The sequence below is a fragment of the Desertivibrio insolitus genome (assembly GCF_017355965.1).
In the GTDB taxonomy this organism is placed as follows: Bacteria; Actinomycetota; Actinomycetes; order Actinomycetales; family Microbacteriaceae; genus JAFIQW01.
Genome location: NZ_JAFIQW010000001.1, coordinates 726,882 through 745,120, shown reverse-complemented (window position 1 = coordinate 745,120; position 18,239 = coordinate 726,882). Strand labels below are relative to the sequence as shown.

At 73.2% G+C, this 18,239-nt stretch carries 18 protein-coding genes; 14 read left to right on the top strand and 4 right to left on the bottom strand.

Annotated features, from left to right (window positions below):
- Positions 1-53: 53 nt before the first annotated feature.
- Entirely contained in the window at positions 54-797 is a 744-nt protein-coding gene (locus JUB10_RS03625) for a hypothetical protein (protein WP_207454278.1), read from the bottom strand.
- Positions 794-1,438: a hypothetical protein gene (locus JUB10_RS03620; RefSeq protein WP_207454277.1), complete on the bottom strand. Its 645-nt coding sequence runs from the start codon at positions 1,436-1,438 to the stop codon at positions 794-796. The genes JUB10_RS03625 and JUB10_RS03620 overlap by 4 nt, the downstream gene beginning before the upstream one ends.
- 83 nt (positions 1,439-1,521) lie before the next feature.
- On the opposite strand from JUB10_RS03620, the gene JUB10_RS03615 reads away from it, so the two are divergent.
- Positions 1,522-1,851 (top strand): hypothetical protein, encoded by a 330-nt coding sequence (locus tag JUB10_RS03615; RefSeq protein WP_207454276.1) that lies wholly within the window; start codon positions 1,522-1,524, stop codon positions 1,849-1,851.
- On the opposite strand, the gene JUB10_RS03610 is transcribed toward JUB10_RS03615, so the two are convergent.
- Positions 1,852-2,592, bottom strand: coding sequence for a hypothetical protein (locus JUB10_RS03610; protein WP_207454275.1), 741 nt, complete (start codon positions 2,590-2,592; stop codon positions 1,852-1,854).
- Positions 2,577-3,146, bottom strand: a complete 570-nt coding sequence (locus tag JUB10_RS03605; RefSeq protein ID WP_207454274.1) for a hypothetical protein — start codon at positions 3,144-3,146, stop codon at positions 2,577-2,579. Before JUB10_RS03605 ends, JUB10_RS03610 begins: the two co-directional genes overlap by 16 nt.
- A 99-nt stretch (positions 3,147-3,245) precedes the next feature.
- Here JUB10_RS03605 and JUB10_RS03600 point away from each other — a divergent pair, with 99 nt between their 5' ends.
- The 13 genes from JUB10_RS03600 to JUB10_RS03540 all read left to right on the top strand — a co-directional run bounded on the left by JUB10_RS03600 (position 3,246) and on the right by JUB10_RS03540 (position 18,057).
- Positions 3,246-4,340 carry a hypothetical protein gene (locus JUB10_RS03600; protein WP_207454273.1) on the top strand — a complete coding sequence of 365 codons (1,095 nt, stop codon included), beginning with the start codon at positions 3,246-3,248 and terminating at the stop codon, positions 4,338-4,340.
- Between the two features lie 22 nt (positions 4,341-4,362).
- A complete protein-coding gene (locus tag JUB10_RS03595) occupies positions 4,363-8,718 on the top strand; it encodes an FtsK/SpoIIIE domain-containing protein (protein ID WP_207454272.1) in 4,356 nt (1,451 codons plus the stop codon).
- A gap of 27 nt (positions 8,719-8,745) precedes the next feature.
- Positions 8,746-9,465, top strand: a complete 720-nt coding sequence (locus tag JUB10_RS03590; protein WP_207454271.1) for an FHA domain-containing protein — start codon at positions 8,746-8,748, stop codon at positions 9,463-9,465.
- 104 nt (positions 9,466-9,569) lie between these two features.
- Complete coding sequence (locus tag JUB10_RS03585; protein ID WP_207454270.1) at positions 9,570-9,863, top strand: WXG100 family type VII secretion target; 294 nt, start codon at positions 9,570-9,572, stop codon at positions 9,861-9,863.
- A gap of 50 nt (positions 9,864-9,913) precedes the next feature.
- A complete protein-coding gene (locus JUB10_RS03580) occupies positions 9,914-10,405 on the top strand; it encodes a WXG100 family type VII secretion target (RefSeq protein WP_207454269.1) in 492 nt (163 codons plus the stop codon).
- Entirely contained in the window at positions 10,398-10,709 is a 312-nt protein-coding gene (locus tag JUB10_RS03575; RefSeq protein WP_207454268.1) for a WXG100 family type VII secretion target, read from the top strand. Before JUB10_RS03580 ends, JUB10_RS03575 begins: the two co-directional genes overlap by 8 nt.
- Before the next feature lie 10 nt (positions 10,710-10,719).
- A complete protein-coding gene (locus JUB10_RS03570) occupies positions 10,720-13,884 on the top strand; it encodes a glycohydrolase toxin TNT-related protein (protein ID WP_207454267.1) in 3,165 nt (1,054 codons plus the stop codon).
- Positions 13,881-14,372, top strand: a complete 492-nt coding sequence (locus JUB10_RS03565; protein WP_207454266.1) for a hypothetical protein — start codon at positions 13,881-13,883, stop codon at positions 14,370-14,372. Before JUB10_RS03570 ends, JUB10_RS03565 begins: the two co-directional genes overlap by 4 nt.
- Positions 14,369-14,860: a hypothetical protein gene (locus JUB10_RS03560; protein WP_207454265.1), complete on the top strand. Its 492-nt coding sequence runs from the start codon at positions 14,369-14,371 to the stop codon at positions 14,858-14,860. Before JUB10_RS03565 ends, JUB10_RS03560 begins: the two co-directional genes overlap by 4 nt.
- 106 nt (positions 14,861-14,966) lie before the next feature.
- The gene (locus JUB10_RS03555) at positions 14,967-15,407 is read left to right on the top strand and encodes a glycohydrolase toxin TNT-related protein (protein ID WP_207454264.1); all 441 of its coding nucleotides are present in this window, start codon (positions 14,967-14,969) and stop codon (positions 15,405-15,407) included.
- A complete protein-coding gene (locus JUB10_RS03550; RefSeq protein WP_207454263.1) occupies positions 15,388-15,879 on the top strand; it encodes a hypothetical protein in 492 nt (163 codons plus the stop codon). Before JUB10_RS03555 ends, JUB10_RS03550 begins: the two co-directional genes overlap by 20 nt.
- Before the next feature lie 24 nt (positions 15,880-15,903).
- Positions 15,904-16,335: an antitoxin YezG family protein gene (locus JUB10_RS03545; protein WP_207454262.1), complete on the top strand. Its 432-nt coding sequence runs from the start codon at positions 15,904-15,906 to the stop codon at positions 16,333-16,335.
- Positions 16,336-16,491: 156 nt separating this feature from the next.
- The gene (locus JUB10_RS03540; protein ID WP_207454261.1) at positions 16,492-18,057 is read left to right on the top strand and encodes a hypothetical protein; all 1,566 of its coding nucleotides are present in this window, start codon (positions 16,492-16,494) and stop codon (positions 18,055-18,057) included.
- Positions 18,058-18,239 lie beyond the last annotated feature (182 nt).

Below are 18,239 nucleotides of genomic sequence, written 5' to 3'. Positions count from 1 at the left end.
CGGGTCGATGCGAACCCGAGTGCCGGGGGACTGATCCTGCCGCTCGCGCGGACCTACGAAGCGAGCTCGAGCGTCGCCGCGGCGGATGCCCAGTCGAGCGCGCTCGTGGCCGTGGTGAACGAAATCCCGCGCGACTCGGCGCGCGCCCGCAACTGCGAAAGCAGCAGGGCGGCGCCATCCGGTGCGAGTGCCACGTCGGGCAGCAGCACGACGGTGCCGCCCACCGACTTCCGGCCCGGTTTCACGGCGGACTGCGCCCCGCGCGGCATCCGCTCGCGCAGAGCAGCGCCGTCGCGCACCCCGATGGTCACGTGGTGGGAGTGGCCCCCGGTGCCGGCGACGAAGCGGGGTCCGACCCCCCAGACACCGCGCGAGGTCCCGCGCCGCACCCGCTCGGTCTGGTTCCAGTGCACGACGCCCGTGATCTCCTGCCACGCGATCGTCGTGGCGAGGCTCGCGACGTAGAGCCCGCGATCGTCGAGCGCGAAGGCGACCCCCGCGTCATCCGCGGCCCGCTCCACCCTGCGTCGCCGGCGTACGGCCTGAAGAGCGACGAGCGCGAGCACGCCGACGAACGCCGCCGTGAGAAGAACCAGGCTGAGGCGGGGCTGCAGCAGGGCGACGACCACCACGACGGCGAGCGCGATCACGGGGATCGCGATGAGCATCCGACGGGTCAGCACGAGCGCCCGCTCGGCCCGCGCGGCGTCGACCGGGATGACGACGGCCGGGTCGGCGGAGCCGGAGCCGGAGCCGGAGCCGGAGTCCGGCGCGGGGCCTGACTCGCCGGTGGTCACCGGGCGTCGCCCGCGAGCAGCGGGTTCGCGGCATCCGGCAGCGCCCTGCGCAGCTGCGAGTCGGCGATCGCGGCCTTCAACGCCCGGTAGTGCATGCCCTCGTAGCGCACGAGACCGGCGTACTGGGTGCCGCGGCCCTTGCCCGTCGAGAGCGCGACGTAGGCCACCGTGTCTTCGGGCACGTCCCAGACCTCGAGGTAGGTGTCGGCGTACTTCGCGAGCACGGTGTCGGGCAGGGGCGCGTACGCGGAGGGCTCGCCCCGCATGAACCGGGCGTGCAGGTCCTGCAGTTTCGCCATGCCGCCGTCGAAGGTCGCGTAGAGGGCACGACGCAGCCGGTTGCCGCTCTCGGCGTGACGCCACTCGTACGACCGGAACACGGAGAGCAGCCCGGCGACGAGCAGCGCCACCGTGAGGATCCAGATCGCGAGGGGCGCGAAGGTCGCCTGAGCCGCGCGACGGCTGGAGCTCGCGTCGGCGGCCTGCTCGGCGGCGGTGTCGACGAGCGCCGGCATGAAGACTGTCGCGAGCACTAGCCCGACGAGACCGACGGCGGTGATGATCAACCCGGTGCGCGCGGCGCGCAGCGTGCGGTGCCGCGTGAAGCGCGGATCGTCGTCGAAAGGTGATCGCTTGGCCACAGAGCCTCCCCGGTGCGGTGTTGCCGGGATCATCCTAGGAGCGGGAGCCGACCCGGATGCGCGGTGTGGATAGGCTCGGCCGGGTGACCGACATCCGTGCGAGCCGCTGCGAGGAGCTCCGGCAGGCGATCACCGAACTCACCCCGCTCGTCATCGAGGGACAGGCGGATGCCACGAAGCTGACCCGCGCGCTTCCGTCGATCGCCCGCGTTCGTGCGGTCGCGGCACTGGGGGCCGACGGCGTCGACGACGAGGCCTACCGCGTCTGGGCCGCCGGGGCCGAGCGGAACCTCGAGGCGCTGCAGGACGCCGCCACGCGCGGGGACGGCCGTGCCACCTGGGCCGCGTTCACCGACCGCGAGGCTGGGGTCGCGCTGCTCGCGCAGGGCTGCGCGGGCGCGCCGGGCTGGTGATCAGCAACCGGCGGAGAGCTCCGTGGGCGCGGCCGGCGCGGGGGAGGACCCCCAGCCGCCGAACGTGACGTTCGCGCTGCCCGAGGTGTCGGCCAGCACGAGCTGACCGGGCAGCGGGTCGCCCTCGGCGGCGACCGTCAGGGTGCCGATGGGCGCGCCGTCGATCCCCGGCACGAGGGTCGCCGTCGTGGCGCCGGGCGCGGGCGGCGTGACGCCGAGCTCGGTCGCGCCGAGCAGCGCGTCGAGCAGGGCGCCTGGCTCGGTGACATCCGCCCACTCGGCGAGAAGGGGGTCGTCGGCCGTGAGGCAGACGTATCCGCTGGTGAGCTCGGGTCGGCCTGCCCGCGCGGCGAAGGCCTCGTTGCCGCGCACGTAGCCGGCGCCGTCGGCGACCACGATCTCGAGCTGCTGCCCGGCCGCCGTGATGCTCGCGGAGTAGGCGGTGTCGCTGCCCGTCACGGCGAAGTCGATCCGACGGCCCGGCACGGGCGGGGCGTCCTCGACGGGGACCGACTCGACGAGCGAGCCCGAGTAGGTCCAGTTCCCCGCGTCCCGCGTGGCCTCGACGATCCGCTCGAGCGCGGTCGCGCCGTCGAGGTACCAGAGGCCGTTGCCTGCCGAGAGGTCCTCCTCCGACAGGTCGATCTCGGGTGCGGGCGGCGGGTCTACGGCAGGGGCGCCGGTGCATCCGGTGAGCGCGAGCGCCAGCGCGACGGCCGCGCCGGTCAGCCGCCGACGCACGCTCGCGCGGCGCCCTGCGCCTCGAGGTCGGCGGAGTCGAGGCTTACGGGCTGATCGTCGGCGTCGCTCGGTCGAACGACGAAACAGGAGGTCTCGTCGTAGTAGCCCGAGGCGGCGGGGACCCACGCCTGCTCGCCGGCGCGCACCAGCTGCGAGAGGTCGAGCACCTCCTCGCCCGTCACGACGTAGAGGTCGACCGCGGCGTCGCTCGCCGACCAGGTCACGTGGGCGTTGCCCGCGCTCTCGTCGACGGCGGCCGTGGTGACTTTCGGCCCGCCGCTGTTCACCGAGACGACGATCATCACGATGCCGACGATCACGGCGACGAACGCGAGCCCGACGGAGAGGTAGAACGCCGGATGCCGCCAGAGCGGGCGCGGCTTCGTTTCGGCCTCCGTCAGCTCGGGCAGCACGCTCGTGGTCACCGTGACCGCGCGCTTCTGCCCGGCGGCGCCGTCGATCGCCGCGTTGCCGGGAGCCCAGCCGAGCAGCTGCCCGTCACCGGCGGGGGCCACGGGACCGAAGCCGCGGATCTCCGCGTCGGTGCTCGTCATGGTCCTCCTCGGTGCGGCGGGGCGGAGGCGCCCGCCGTGCCGGTGGCTAGTGTCTAACATATCGGCGCGGGGGAGAGGCTCCCTCGACGGGGAGGCGATGTGACCGGGTCCGGTAGGCGCCTCGTGCGGGCGCTCGCCGTCGCCGCGGCCCTGCTGCTGCCCGGCCTCGCGGCCACGTCGGCGACTGCCGCGGCCCCCGCTCCGTCTGGCACGAACGCCGTCGCGGTGCCGTATCTCGGCGAGCTCCAGGTGCGTCCGGCCGAGGGCTACAGCTTCCTCGACTGCGGCACGATGACCGCGGCATCCGGCGGGCTCACGGTCGCCTGCGACGCCACGGGCTGGACCCTGCGCGCGACCACGTACGACCCCGACGCGGAGACGCTGCGTGTGCCCGTCGCGCTGGGCAACGCGACGACGCAGCTGACGGTCGACTACCTCGTCTCGCTCGAGCCGCCCGACGCGCCCGTGTTCGCCGACATCGACTACGGCTACCCGTTCCCCTCGGGCAGCCGCGTGCTCATCCCGCTCAGCGACCTCCGCCCCGAGTGCACCCTCTGCGTCGAGACCGGCGGCGTGGGGCTCGAGGCGCTCGCCGTCGAACCCGCGGATGCCGCACGCGCGACGGTCACGCCGACGCACGTCGTGCTCGAGACGGATGCCGCCCACAGCGGCCCCGTCGAGGTGCAGCTCCAGGCGACCGACGACCTGGGGCAGCGGTCGCAGACCGCCCTGCTGACCGTGCACCTGTACGGCTCCGAGGAGCCCCCGCTGCTCGCGGCGCACGCGACCGCCGCCTTCGCGCCCGAGCCCGGGGCGCCGACGACCGTCGACCTCACCGCCCTCTTCGACGGGGGAGCCACCCTGCTCGGCTGCGGCGCGGCGATCGCCGGCACCGTCACGTGCAGCCCGAGCGGGCAGGCGCAGTACCAGCCGTCCGGCGGCACGACGCCTCCCGTCGACCAGTTCTCGTTCCACGTCGCCCGCGAGGACGGCGAGCAGGCCACGGGCAGCGTCACGTTGCTGCGCGGCGGGCCCGGCCTCGACGAGCTGCTCGCGCTGCGCCTCGCGCCCGCCGACGGCGACGAGCGGGCCGCCGCCCTCGTGCCCGCCCTTCCGCCGCCTCCCGAGCAGACCGATGACGGTGGCGGCGTGTTCACTCCCTTCGCGCGACTGCTGGACAGGATCGGCGCGTGACGACGCACCAGAAGGAGCCCCGATGAGCCTCCGCCTCACCGTGCACGACCCATCTCGCGGGTCGGACCCGACGCGCTCCTACCTGATGCGGGTCGACGACGCGACGACCGTCGGCGAGGTCGCCGAGGCGCTCGCCGTCGAGCCGGCGCTGCTCGCCCCGGACGGCGACGCGCGCTCCGGGCTCGCGGCCGCCGGCATCCTGAACGGCGCCGAACTGCCGCCCGCACGACGCGACCCGCTGCCGCCCGGCACCCCGCGCCTCGAGGTCGTCGCCGGGCCGTTCGCCGGCGAGACCTTCCCGCTCGCTCCTGGCGCGACCCTCCAGATCGGCAGTGCCCGCGACGCCGACCTCTGCATCGCCGACCCGTTCCTCGCCGAGCGCCACGCGACGCTCGAGTTCGGCGAGCTCTCCGCGCCGGCCCCCGGCCGCCCGGCCGCGCTCGAGGCCGTGCTCACTCCGCTCGACGAGGAGGCGCTCGTCGTCGTCAACGGCGAGCGGGTGACGGATGCCACGCGGCTCGTGCCCGCGGACCTCTGGCAGCTCGGCAGCAGCCTGTTCCGCATCGGGCTCGAGCCGGCGTCCGACGCCGACATCGCCCTCGACCAGCTCGGCATGCGCGGCTACAACCGGCCCTCCCGAATCCGGCCCACCCAGCCCCAGCCCGTCATCACCCTGCCCGGTGACAAACCGCACGACCAGGACCGCTCGCCCCTGCCGTGGCTCTCCGCGGTCATCCCGGTGGTGCTCGGCGTGACGATGGCGGTCGTCTTCGGCCGCCCGATCATGCTCCTCATGGCCGCGGCGTCACCGATCATGGTGATCGGGTCGTTCATGACCAACCGCCGGCTCGCGAAGCGCAAGGGCGAGCGCACCGAGGCCGAGTGGATCGACGACGTGCGGCGAGCGGAGAAGAAGCTCGCGGCGCTCGTGCGGGAGCAGCGCCTCGACCTCTGGTACCGCCACCCCGACCCGGTCGTCATCCGCGACATCGCGCTGCGCCCGCTCTCGCGGCTGTGGGAGCGGCGCAACAGCGACGGCGACGCCCTGATGGTGCGCGTCGGCGTCACCGAGGTGCCGCTCGACGTGCGCTTCGAGGGCGGCTCGTCGAAGGACCGCGCCGACCGACGGGTCGGCGTCGCGCCCGCGCCCGTCGCGGCCGACCTCGCGCGCGGACCGCTCGGCATCGCCGGCCCGCTCGACGTCGTGCGCAGCGTCGCCCGCGAGGCTGTCTGCTCACTCGCGACCCTGCGCTCTCCCCGCGATCTGCAGATCATCGTGCTCTGCGACGAGACCGACGTGGGCGAGTGGTGGTGGGTGCAGTGGCTGCCGCACACGCAGCCCGGTGAGCACCTCGTCTCCTTCGTGGGCAACACGGATGACACCCGCCGCGAGCGCGTGCGCGAGCTGACGACCCTGCTCGAGGCCCGTGCCCGCGCCGCCGGTGACCGCGGCGGCCGCTTCGACACCGACGTCGTCGTCGTGGTCGACGGCGCCCGCCGCTACCGCACCCTTCCCGGGATGGTGCCGCTGCTCGACCGCGGTCGCCGCTACGGCATCCACGTCATCGCCCTCGACAGCGACCGCTCGCGTCTGCCGGAGGAGACCGCGACGGCCGTCGCCGTCGACGCGACCGACACCTCCCTCGCCCGCTTCGAGTCCGCCGACGAATACCACCCCGGCGTGCTGCTCGACGGGCTCTCGCTGCCGAACGCCGAGCAGATCGCGCGCGCCCTCTGCTCGATCGAGCACGTCTCGGGCATCGGCGACGAGGGCATGCTCCCGACGAGCGTGCGCTACACCGACCTGCTCGGCATCGACACGGACGACCCGGGCGCGGTCGTGCGGCGGTGGGAGACGACGCCGCGGCGCACCTTCGTCGTGGTCGGGGCGAACGCCGACGGCGAGTTCGCCCTCGACATCGCCTCCGACGGCCCGCATGCCCTCGTCGCCGGAACCACCGGCTCCGGCAAGAGCGAGTTCCTGCAGGCGCTCGTCGTCTCGCTCGCGCTCGCCAACCGCCCCGACGCGCTCAACTTCGTGCTCGTCGACTACAAGGGCGGGTCCGCCTTCGCCGACTGCGAGCGCCTGCCGCACACCGTCGGCATGGTCACGAACCTCGACGCCCGCGAGACCGAGCGCGCGCTCGCCTCGCTCGACGCCGAGCTGAAGCGCCGCGAGCGCGTGCTGCGGGAACTCGGCGCGAAAGACCTGGATGCCGCGTGGTCGAAGGACCCGGAGGCATCCGCTCGCCTCGGCCTCGCCCGGCTCATGATCGTCATCGACGAGTTCGCCGAGCTGAAGACCGAGCTGCCCGAATTCATCAACGGTCTCGTGCGGATCGCCCGGGTCGGGCGCTCGCTCGGGGTCAACCTCGTGCTCGCGACGCAGCGGCCCTCCGGTGTCGTCACCCCCGAGATGCAGTCGAACATCAACCTGCGCGTGGCGCTGCGGGTCACCGACCGGGGCGACTCGAACGACGTGCTCGGCTCGCACGAGGCCGCGCTCATCGGCGCGAACACCCCGGGACGCGGCTACGTGCGCACCGGCGTCGGCACCGCGCCCGTGCCGTTCCAGACCGCGCGCGTCGCCGGGCTGCGCCAGGGCGCCGCCCGCGCCCGCGCGACCCTGCCGCCCAAGGCGCCCATCGAGTGGGAGACCCTCGGGCTGCCGCCGCGCTTCCCCGCCAAGCAGCAGACCGCGGCCGTGCGCGCCGACCACGACGACACCGACCTGCGCGCGCTCGTCAACCTCGTGATCGCCGCCGCGCACGCCATGGGCATCGAGCGCAACGCCTCGCCGTGGCTGCTGCCGCTGCCGCCGTTGCTCACCCTCGACCGGCTCGCGACCGAGGAGGTGCCGCCGACGACGCTCGTGCTCGGCCTCGAAGACGTGCCGAGCGAGCAGCGCCAGCGCGTGCGCGGCTGGGACGTGGTGGGCGACGGGCACCTGCTCGTGCTCGGTGGCGCGCTCTCGGGACGCACCACCGCGCTGCGCACCCTGCTCGCGCAGGCCGTGCAGAAGTTCACCCCCGCCGACCTGCACCTCTACGTCGCCGACTACGGCAACGGCGCGCTGCTGCCCTTCGCCGACGCGCCGCACTGCGGGGCCGTCGTCACGCCGCTCGAGCAGGAGCGGCTGCCGCGCCTGATGGGCCGGCTGCTCGAGGAGCTGTCGCGGCGGCAGGGCATCCTGTCGAGGGCCGGCGTCGGCAACATCGCCGAGCAGCGCCGCCTCGCCGCACCGGCCGACGCCCTGCCGTACGCGATCGTCGCCGTCGACGGCTGGGAGCGGCTCACGTCGACCCTCAACGCCGACCAGCTCGTGGCATTCCGCGACCAGTTCGTGCGCGTGCTGCGCGAGGGGCCCGCCGTCGGCATCCGCGTGCTGCTCACGGGCGACCGCGGGATCGGCGGCGACAAGGTCGCGGGGTTCATCGACGCGCAGTACGTGCTGCCCCTGCGCGACGTCAACGACTACCGCGCGGCCGGGGTGATGGTGCGCGAGGTGCCCGACGACCTGCCGCCGGGTCGTGCGCTGTTCGGGGCCGCCGGCACGGAGCTGCAGTTCGCGATCGTCAGCCGCGACACCAGCGGCGAGGCGCAGACCGCCGCACTGCGCGCCCTGATCGAGGACGTCTCGACGCACTACGAGGGCTTCCCGCAGCTGGCGGAACTGCCGCGCCCGTTCCGCGTCGACCCGCTGCCGTCGTACATCGCGCTGAGCGCCGCCTACGAGCTGCCCCTCGACCCCGCATGCACCGCGCCCTCGCCGATCGTCGGCGTCGGGGGCGACGAGCTGTCGCGCATCACGGTCGACTGGCAGCAGGCGCCCGGCTTCGTCGTCGCGGGCGTCCGGGGCTCGGGCCGCTCGAGCGCCCTCGCCGCGATCGCGCATCAGCTCGCCTGGGCCGGCGCCCCGCTGCTCGTCGTCGCGCCGCGCGAGTCGGTGCTCACCGAGGTCGCCGCGTCGCACGGCGCGACCGTCGTGAGCGCGCCCGACACCGACGCGATGACGCTGCTCGGCATCCTCGACCGCGTCCCGGACGCCCTCGGGCGCCGGGTCACGGTCGTGATCGACGACGCCGACCTGCTCAAGCAGACCCCGCTCGAGCAGGCGCTCTCGGGCGTCACCGGGCAGGTCGACCTCTGCGTCGCCGTCGAGACGGAGGCCGCGTCGACGCTCTTCAGCGGGCCGTTCGTCACCGCCAAGAAGGCCCGTCAGGGCCTCGTGCTGTCGCCGACCAACGCGATGACGGGTACGCAGTTGATGGGGGCGCAGATCCCGCGGTTCATGCTCGGCTCGGGCACGCCGGGCTCGGCGGTGCTGTTCCGCGACGCGGCGTGGCTTCCGGTGAGGGTGCCCGATGTCCGTCAATAGACTGCCGCGACGACCGGGGGAGGACTGATGGCCACGTGCGCCCACTGCGACGCGCAGCTCAAGCCGAACAGCATGTTCTGCCTCGAGTGCGGGCAGGTCGCCGGGATCGTGCCCGTGCTCCCGCCGTCAGGCCCCGTGGCATCCGGCGCCGTGGCATCCGGCACCGCTGCCGTTCTCGAGGCGCCGGTGCCCGCAGCCGTGGCGGCCGCTCCCGGCGTGCAGGCCGTGGAACCGGCGGAGGTCGCCGCGCCGCTCCCGGCCGCGTCGCCGGGGTCACGGCGGGCTGCCGCCTCCGCTCCCGTGCGGGAGGTGCCGCTCGCGCCCGCCGCCCCGACCGAGACGTTGCGCCGCGCCGACGTGCCGCCCCCGGCGCCGCAGGTCTACGCCCTGCCGACCCCGGCGGCCGCGGCGAACGCGCCCCGCCGCGTCACGTTGATCTTCAGCACCGGCGACCGCGCCGTCGTCACCGATCGCGCCGTCATCGGCCGCAGCCCCCAGGGCAGCGCCCGCAACTCCGGCGCCCAGGCGATCGAGCTGCAGGATGCCTCGCGCTCCGTCTCCCGGGTGCACCTCTACGTCACGGTGTCCGCCGGTTCCGTCACCGTCTCGGACGCCGGATCGGGCAACGGCAGCGCCCTCGAGCGGGCCGGAGTGAAGACCGCGTTGCGCGAGGGACGGCCCCTCACGGTTCAGCCCGGCGACCGGATCTGGCTCGGCGACGTGCACGCCGAACTGGACTTCTCCTAGCCGGAAGCGCCGCGGATTCAGTTGCACAACCGTCCAACGCATGGTTGTGTTCAAGGCGGAAAGCCGGTCCGGGGGGCCGGTCGTCAACGTCGGAGGTACTTCCCATGGCCGAAATCCGTGTCACTTCTGAGTCGCTCGCCGGCGTCGCCGGTCAGCTCTCCAGCGGATCCTCGTCGATCGAGTCGCAGCTGCAGAACCTCAAGTCGCTCGTCGACGGCCTGGTGAGCGGCGACTGGTCGGGCGCCGCGTCGCAGAGCTTCAACGAGCTGTACTCGCAGTGGGACACGGCGGCCGTGCAGCTGAAGGAGAGCCTCTCGGGCATCAGCGAGCTGCTGAACCAGGCCTCGCTGAGCTACGAGGAGTCCGAGAACGCCATCGCGGGCACCTTCCGCGGCTGAGCACTCTTCTGCGGGAGAGGCGGTGACGCCTCTCGCGTGCTGAGGCACTCATGGTTCAATTCCGCGTCCGCGCGGCCTCCCTCGGTGAGGTCGCCGCGCAACTGCAGACCGTCGTCGGCGTGTTCGACGGCAATGTGGCATCCGTCCGCTCGGCGGTCGCCGGCACGGTGAACGCGTCGTGGATCGGCGAGGACGCCGACCGGTTCGCCGAGGAGTGGGCGGCCTGGGAGGCGCAGGCCGCCCTTGTGCGCGCCGCCCTGACCGGCCTGGCCGCGCAGCTCACCGCCGCCGAGGGCAGCTACACCTCGACCGAGACCGGGCTCTCGGGAGGGTTCGCCTCCCGTCGCTCGGCGAACGGGGGCGCCGTGGACAGCACGGCCGCCGTCGCGGCCAGCGTGCTCGTCGGCCAGGGCCGGGCCGACTCCATCACCCCGCCGCAGCTCGTCGGCATCTCCGGCGGAGCGGCGATCAGCCGCACCGGCGGTGGTCAGCCCGACGAGACGGTCGCGGCCGAGCGGGAGGAGGTCGATCCGGATGTCTGAGCAGCAGGTCGACACGGATCAGCTCCGCGCCCTCACCGAGACCCTGCAGGGACTCGTCGACTACACCGCCGCCCTTCGCGACGGCTCCGCAGGCTTCGCCTACATGCTGCCCGCCGAATGGCAGGGACCGGCGTTCTCGCAGTTCATCGCCGCCTTCGACCTCTGGGCGACCACCGCGGAGTCGTTGCGCGCGCAGGCCGAATCGCTGAAGGGGCGCGCCGAGGCGTCGCTCACCGCCTACGAGACCACGATCACCGAGCTCGACTCGCAGTGGTCGACGATCCGCTCCGGACTCGGGGCGTAGGGGGATCGCCATGCTCGTCCGCGTCGACCCCGCCGTTCTCGTCACCGACGGCGAGGATCTGCACTCCGTCGCCACCCGCCTGCGCAGTGCGGTCGGCTCCGCCGGCGGCAGCCTGTCGGGCACCCAGGGCATGGCGGGCGACGACCCGTCGGCCGACGACTTCGCCTCCGCCTACGACGAGAAGGCCCCGGCGATCCTCGAGGAGGCCGCCGCGATCGTCTCGCTGCTGAGCGGCCTCGACAACGCGATCAGCGGCACGGCTAGGGCGTACGACCTCGCCGAGGGCGTCGGGGCAGGCCGCTCGGGCAGCCCGATCCCGGCATCCGGCTCGACCCTCTCCTGCTCGGCCCCCTCGGTGCCGACCGCGCTCGGTGCCGGTCTGCCGAGCGTGCTCGGCGACGTGCAGGACTTCATCCAGGACGCCCTCTTCGCCGCAGGCATCGTCATCCCCAACGGCGACCCCGGCACGCTGCGCTCGGCGGCGAGCGCGTGGAGCTCGCTCGAGTCCGACGTCCGCTCGGTCAAGAGCTCGCTGTCGTCGTCGCTGACGGCGCTCGCCTCGATGGACATTCCGCAGAAGGCCGACATCCTCGCCTGCCGCGACCGCTTGGAGGAACTGCTCGACCAGGTCGTGTCCGACGCCGACTCGCTGCGCGACGTCTGCGAGGGCCAGGCCGACGCGATCGCCGACGCGCACCGCGAGATCCTCTGGCTCATCGGGCAGATGGTCGCCGAGATCGCGATCACCGCCGGGCTCGGCTTCGCCCTCAGCTTCGTCACGTTCGGCGGCGCGGGCGCCGTCGCGGCTGCGAAGGTCGCGCACACGATCGCGCGCTTCGTGCCGAAGATCCTCACCGTCATTCAGAAGCTGCGCTCGTTCGCGGTCGCCCGCGCCGCGCTGCTGCGCTCGCTCGCCCGCATCTCGGGCGAGGCCGCCCGGGGCTCCGTCGCCGCGGTCGCGGTGACCGCCTCCGTCAACGCCATCCGCGCGGGCGAGGACGGCTTCGAGTCCTCGAGCCTCACGGCATCCGGGATCGGGGCCTTCGTCAGCCCCTTCGCGGGCACGCCCGTGAGCAGCGCCGTCGGACGCACCGGCGGCCGCGTCGTGAGTGAGATGGCCGGCGGCGCTGCCGAGGGCGTCGTCTCCGAGGGCGTCAACCTCGCGATCTCCGGCGACTTCAACGTGCAGGCCGTCGGGCTCTCGGCCCTCCTCGGACCCGCCGCGTCCCGGCTCGACTCGGCCGCGACCTCGCGCGTCACCCCGCGCGGCGGCGCGTCGGGCGGAGCGACCGGCGCGAGTGGCGTCACCGGCGGCAGCGCCGCGGATGCCACGACTCCGACGACCCCGGATGTCTCGAGCGCAACCGCCGGCGCCGGTGCCGCGGGTGGTGCCGGTACCTCGACCGGCGGTCTGCCGAGCGGTGGCACCGTGGGGTCGAATGCTCCGCAGCCTGCTCCGGCCGGCGGTTCCGCCGGTACGGGCGGTGCCGGTACGGGCGGTGCCGGTGCCGGTGCCGGCGGCAGCGTCCGCACGGACTCGACGGCGCCGCAGCCGGGCGTCGGTGGGGGCGGTGGCTCGACGGCGTCGAGCGGCGGCGCTGGGGTGCGCACCGACTCGACCGCTCCGCAGCCCGGAGCCGGTGGCGGCGGAGCCTCCACCACGCCGACCGGCGGGGCGGGAGACATCCGCACCGACTCGGCCGCGCCCGAGCCCGGCGCAACGGATCCGGCTGCTCCGGCCGCACCCACGGGCGGCGCCGACGTGGCCGCCTCGCCCGCGGCATCCGTGGCGGGTACAGGTGGTTCCGTCGCCGGCGCAGATGCGACGACCACGGCGCCGTCGCCGGTCGGCGACGCCGCGGAGGCCGGCGCGACTTCGGGCGATCAGACGAGCACTCCGACCCAGGACGACGTCGCCTCGAACCCGGCCTCGTCCGAGCCGACTGCTGCCACCTCCGACGCCGTTGGCCAAGGCGGCGAGACGTCAGAGAGCGACACCGCCGAGACAGCGACGAGCGACGAGTCCGACGCGACGAGCGCCGAGACCGAAGCGACGAGCGCCGATACGGCGAGCGCCGAGCCGACGCCTCCGAGCGATGAGGCGTCAGGGACGGACGCCGCCGAGCGCCAGTCCGCCTCCGACGACGTGCACCCCTCCGATGGCGACGGTGACACCGCGACGGCCGCGTCGGTGCAGGACGGCATCACGGCCGCGAGCACCGTCGACGCGAGCGATGTCGCTGCCGCCGACCACGAGATCACCGAGGCGATCGCGGCCGAGACCGCGGCGGCCGAGGCTGCGGCCGCCGACGAGGCCGCGAGCGCCGATGCTTCGACGCCGGATGACGCCGAGGGCGCGGCGACCGAGGGCTCGGCCGACCCGGTCGGTGCCGCGGCCGATTCAGGCTCGGTCACACCCCGCGACCCGGCGGCACTGCAGGAACTGACGGCAGCGCAGCACGAGATCCTCCACGGCACCGCGACCGCGGGCGACGGCTGGACGCGCTACGTCGAGACCCATCAGGAGGCGCAGGACCTCGCGGCGAACCAGACGCTCATCGAGGGCCACGGCCACCTCGGCCCCACGTACGCGCCTCAGGATGCCGAGGGCAACATCCCCGAGCACGCGGACTCGCCGGTGCACGTCGGACGCGGTGCCCAGGCACTCGGCTTCGACTCCTCCGAGGTCTGGGGTCATGGTCCCCGGGCGGACGGCACCGAGGGGCCGTACAGCCGGGAGGACTGGGAGAGCCGCAACATCCTGCCGGATGGAAAGCTGCGCTGGGCGCCGAACACCGGAGCGGTCGCCGGCAGCCGGGTGGTCTACTCCGATGGGCAGGCGTTCCTCCGCGACTGGGGAGGGCTGCGCCTCGATCGACTGGGCTCCAAGGAGTCCGGCACCTACTTCGGGCTCGGCGGAGGCAGCTTCAACGACCGCGCGCTGCCGCCGATGCAGATCAAGACCGACGACCTGTGGGACTTCGAGTTCCTGGAGCTGCCGGAGGGGTGGACCGTGGAGGTCTCCCGCATCGGACCCGGCTACGGGCTCGACGGTGGCGGGGTCCAGCTGGTCGTCCGCGATGACATGGGCGAAGCCGCAACGCTGCGGAGGCTGCTCCGTGAGGGCGCGATCACCGCGCCTACCCTCTCGTCCGCGCTTTCCGCCGCGCCATGATGCAGTGGCTGGACGGGCGGATCCTCGCGCTGATCGAGGCCCGGTCCGACACGACCGTGACGACGGTCGGAGACGAATTGAGGATCGGCGACATGGAGCTCTACTACGGCTTGCAATCGCGTGACGACTCCTTCGTTGTCACGGAGTACCAGAGGGACGCTCCCGGTCATCGGCTGACGAGCAACAACCCCCGCGTGCTGAACGGTTTCCTGCTCGTGAATCGTGCGCTGCCGTCTGCGCTCGGCCTCGAGTTCGACCTCAAGGCTCGCGCGTTGAATCGGAGTGTCGACGGTGTGGAGGTGCGAAGGAGCGACGACGGCCACCACATCTCGTGGGCGGAAGGAACCTGGGCCGTCACGACCTCCTCAACCGATGCGAAGATGCTCCCCTACCTCGGCGCCACCGAGGTCGACCGGATCGCGCAGGAGGTCGGCTTCGACATCGACGAGGCGGTCCGCTCGGTCGGCGGTCCGAGCGCGGCGAGTTGACCGGTCCGCGATCGGAGGCTGTCGGCACCGACCTCGGAGCGGCGATAGAACCCCATCTGAGGAGCCGGCTCGAGGGCAAGGCGCCGAGCGTGTTCACTGAATTGAGAGCCGACCGGATCGAGGTGGGCGGGTACGACGTCTGGTCGGTGGTCACGTTCGAGCAGGGCGAATACCGCGTGACGAACGACGGGCGCGCCGGCCCCAGACTCAGGATGCAGACGAACGATTTCGGTGCGGTTCAGCTCGAGCTCTACCAGGCGTGGGCGTTGAGCGGTGCCGCGAGCGATGTTCTGCGCGACTATCTGCAGGGCTTCGCAGACGACGAGAAGGAGCTCGACACCGAGAACGGCCAGCTCGTCCGCTGGGGTGACGATCGCTGGGCCCGCACCTATGGGGCCTGCACTCCGCGAATGCTCCGCGCGTTCGCCGGGCGATCGATCCCTGACGTGGACGGTTTCGTGAACCGACTCGTCGAAGCGCGGTCGTGACTCGTCGAAGCGCGGTCGTGACCATGACACCGCGCGCCCGTTTCTGCTTGGGTGACCGTGCAGCTCGGCTGGGACCACGTCCTCGAAGCGGGCAGAGTAGGACATCGTGACCGATAGCACTGCTCTGACCCGTGCGGATTGGGAGGCCCGGTACCTCGACGAGTACGGCAACCTCCGCCCCGCCCCCATGAACGGAGGCGTTCCCGGCACGCGGGTCCGCTTCGACGACATCGGCAAGCTGATCGACGCGTTCGGGTCGGAGCTGACCAGGTTGGGCTCCCCGCACGGCGAGTTCTTCACCATCCTCGGCGGCGACTTCGATCAACGCGCTCCATTGCCCAGCGCCGCGCAGGACCGGCTGCACACCTACCGGATGACCGGCGTGCTCCCGCAAGGCTGGGTGGTCGAGCTCGGCGAGGTCGCGCCCGCCTACGGGCGCGGCGGCGGCGCCCGCTACGTGCTCTTCCTCGGTCCGGACGAGCAGAAGATGAACGGATTCGAGCTGCTGGATGCGGGGGTGATCGAGGATGTCGCGACCATCGGTTGATCCGGCGGTGCTCTCGGCGGCGGAGCGTCTGGGCTGGAGCGTGCGCGAGACGGGTAACCCCGACGAGACGATGCTCGGCGACTGCGCGAACGGCTTCCTGCTGCTCGACCGCGGGCAGTACGTGCAGCTCGCGCGCAGGAGCGAGAAGGGTGCGCCGGCGCTCAAGCTGTGGTCCCCGGATGTCGCGGCGCTGCAGAGCTACCTCGCCGCAGCGATCGCCCGGCTCGTGCGCTATCGGGAGGGCATCGGTCCCGACATCCGGGTCCCCTCCGCCGTCGACGACGTCGCCGCCCCCGCTGAGTTGGTGCACAACGACCACGGCGACGTCTTCCTCCGCTGGGGGCCGATCGGCTCCGACCACTGGGCGGGCTTCGGTCGCGGCGCGGAGCCGACCGCGGTGCAGTTCAGCCACTTCGTCGGCCGCGCGCCGCAGAGCATCATCGACGAACTGCTGTCGCCGACCGCTCGCTGAAGACCCTGGAAGTGAGCCTCGACGATGACCGCAGGGGAAACACGTACCGAGTCGGAGCAGGAGCTCGTCACCACGATCGCGTCGAAGGTCGCGAACGCCGGGGCGACCGGATGGGCACGGCTGTGCCTCGAGGCCGTCGTGCTCGGCCGTGAGGCGCACTACGACCTTGGGGTCACGACCGCGGACGGCGCGGTGGCCTCCGTGGACCCGGGGGTCGCTTTCCACCGCGACGTCAAGCAGCTGCGCGAGCTCATGTATCGCGAGGGCGTCGGCACCTGGTTCACGATGATACTGACGCTGGACAAGAGCGGCTCGGCCGACGTGCAGTTCGACTACGACGGCGAGCCGCGAGTCGGCTTCGAACTGGCCGCGGGTGCATTCAGACTCGACGCCGAGCGGTTCCCCCGCGAGCCCGAGCACACCCCGGCATGGTTGCGGACGAAGCTCGGGAGCTGACGGCAGAGGTCGGCTTCGACATCGACGAGACCGTGCGATGGATGGCCGGTCGACGCAGCGGAGACGCATGAGGCGCGCGTGCCCGGAGCGTGTGCGCGGGCGGCATCCGGGCCCTGAATAGACTCGAAAGCGAGTCACGACGGCAAGGGGAATGGCATGACTGACGACAACGCGAACGACGAGACCCGTCCGGTGGTCCCTCCGCACGCGCTGGGACAGCCCGCGCCGCTGACGCCGCCGAGCGCCGGCGAGCGAGCGACGGGCTCGGTGCCGGTGCAGCGGGACGTGGGGGAGACGGATGCTGACGGCGGCGCGCCCATCGCCGACGAGACGCCGATGCAGCAGGCGACGATCGTCACCGACGAGCCGCCCGCCGTCGCCGAGGCCCAGCCGGCCGACGAGGCCGTCGCCACCGACAACCGCCCCGAGGAGCTCGTCGAGGCGACCGATGCTCCCTCCGGCGAGTCGACCCCAGTCGAGGAGCCGCCCGCCCTGGTGATGTCGTCGTCGACCTACGCCCGCGACGCGTTCCCCAGCCAGACCGACGCCGACGACGCGAACGACAGCGGCGTTGTCGACCCCGTGCCCACCCGCGACGACGAGCAGCTCCCGGATGACGCGCGGGGCGTCGTCGAGCAGGAGCGCCGCCCCGACGCCGACCCGGTCGTCGACGGGCCGAGCGCTCCCGCATCCGAGGGTGTCCGCGAGGAGCCCGTCGAGGAGGCCGCGCCCGTGGAGGAGCGCGCCGTGGAGGGGGACCGCACGTTCGCGGAGGACCGCGAGTCGGTCGGCGCCCCCGTGCAGACGCAGCTGTCCGAGGCATCCGCGGGTCAGGCGCCGCCGCCGCTCGTCGAGCCCGAGCCCGAAGCGCCCACCCGCACGATCAACGCCGCGGAGCTCGGCACGGGCGCGATCGTCGCCGGAGCCGAGACCCGCACTGCGCCGACGGCCGCACCCGCGCCGGAGCAGCGGACGCCGGAGCAGCAGGCCCGAGCGCAGTGGGCCCCCGAGCAGCGGACGCCCGAGCAGCGCCCGTCGCCGGATGCCGCCGACAGCACCGACACCGGCGTCTCGCCGATCACCGAGGTGCCGCCCCGCCCCGCGGCATCCGCGGCATCCGCCGGCGTCACGACCGGGCTTCCGCCCGTGCCCGGTGCGGAGATGTACGAGGGCGCCGAGGAGGAGGACGACCGCACTCCCCAGAAGCCGCGCAAGAAGGGCAACCGCGCGCTCGGCTTCCTGCTCGCCCTGCTCGGCACCGTCGTCTTCGCCGCGGCGTGGGCCGGAGCGGCCTACCTGATCCTGCTCTTCCTCGGGCAGACGGGGGAGTGGCTGCCGTTCCTCTCGACCGTGGTGTTCCTCGTGCCGATCGCGATCTACTTCGTCGCGACCCTGCTCGTGAAGCTCCTCGCCAACCGCGCGGGCGCCTGGGCGCACGTGCTCGGCAGCCTGCTCATCGGGGCGCTCGTCTACTTCGGCATGATCGCGCTGTACACGTTCCTCGACATCGGCGGCCGCACCGAGCCCGTCGGCTCGCTCGAGCGGCTGCTCGCCTTCGTTCCCAACGTGTACTTCGTTGTCGCCGCGCTGCTCGCCCGCGAGGTCGCGCTGTGGTCGGGCATCGCGCTCGCCGCCCGCGGCCGGCGTCTCAAGGCGCAGAACGCCGAGGCCCGCGCCGAGTACGAGCGGGCGCTGCAGGCCCACGACGACAGCTTCGCCTGACATCCGGGCCGCCGGGAATAGCAGGGCGACGGATGCCGTTGGCCTCTGTGTAGGCGGCCGGTGCACCATTTGACCGGTGCATGCGGGGCGGCTACTATTTCGGGGGTGTGCGCGTTGCCGCGCGCCCGTTTCTCGTGGCGAAGTTGGGCCGGATCCGGCCCCCACAGCCAATACCAACCAGC

What these genes read in the sequence shown, in the direction of transcription:
- JUB10_RS03605 (WP_207454274.1), bottom strand. Translation starts at nt 3,146, where the DNA reads ATGACGAGCACCGACGCGGAGATCCGCGGCTTCGGTCCCGTGGCCCCC.
- JUB10_RS03595 (WP_207454272.1), top strand. Translation starts at nt 4,363, where the DNA reads ATGAGCCTCCGCCTCACCGTGCACGACCCATCTCGCGGGTCGGACCCG.
- JUB10_RS03590 (WP_207454271.1), top strand. Translation starts at nt 8,746, where the DNA reads ATGGCCACGTGCGCCCACTGCGACGCGCAGCTCAAGCCGAACAGCATG.
- JUB10_RS03585 (WP_207454270.1), top strand. Translation starts at nt 9,570, where the DNA reads ATGGCCGAAATCCGTGTCACTTCTGAGTCGCTCGCCGGCGTCGCCGGT.
- JUB10_RS03580 (WP_207454269.1), top strand. Translation starts at nt 9,914, where the DNA reads ATGGTTCAATTCCGCGTCCGCGCGGCCTCCCTCGGTGAGGTCGCCGCG.
- JUB10_RS03575 (WP_207454268.1), top strand. Translation starts at nt 10,398, where the DNA reads ATGTCTGAGCAGCAGGTCGACACGGATCAGCTCCGCGCCCTCACCGAG.
- JUB10_RS03570 (WP_207454267.1), top strand. Translation starts at nt 10,720, where the DNA reads ATGCTCGTCCGCGTCGACCCCGCCGTTCTCGTCACCGACGGCGAGGAT.
- JUB10_RS03565 (WP_207454266.1), top strand. Translation starts at nt 13,881, where the DNA reads ATGATGCAGTGGCTGGACGGGCGGATCCTCGCGCTGATCGAGGCCCGG.
- JUB10_RS03550 (WP_207454263.1), top strand. Translation starts at nt 15,388, where the DNA reads ATGTCGCGACCATCGGTTGATCCGGCGGTGCTCTCGGCGGCGGAGCGT.
- JUB10_RS03545 (WP_207454262.1), top strand. Translation starts at nt 15,904, where the DNA reads ATGACCGCAGGGGAAACACGTACCGAGTCGGAGCAGGAGCTCGTCACC.
- JUB10_RS03540 (WP_207454261.1), top strand. Translation starts at nt 16,492, where the DNA reads ATGACTGACGACAACGCGAACGACGAGACCCGTCCGGTGGTCCCTCCG.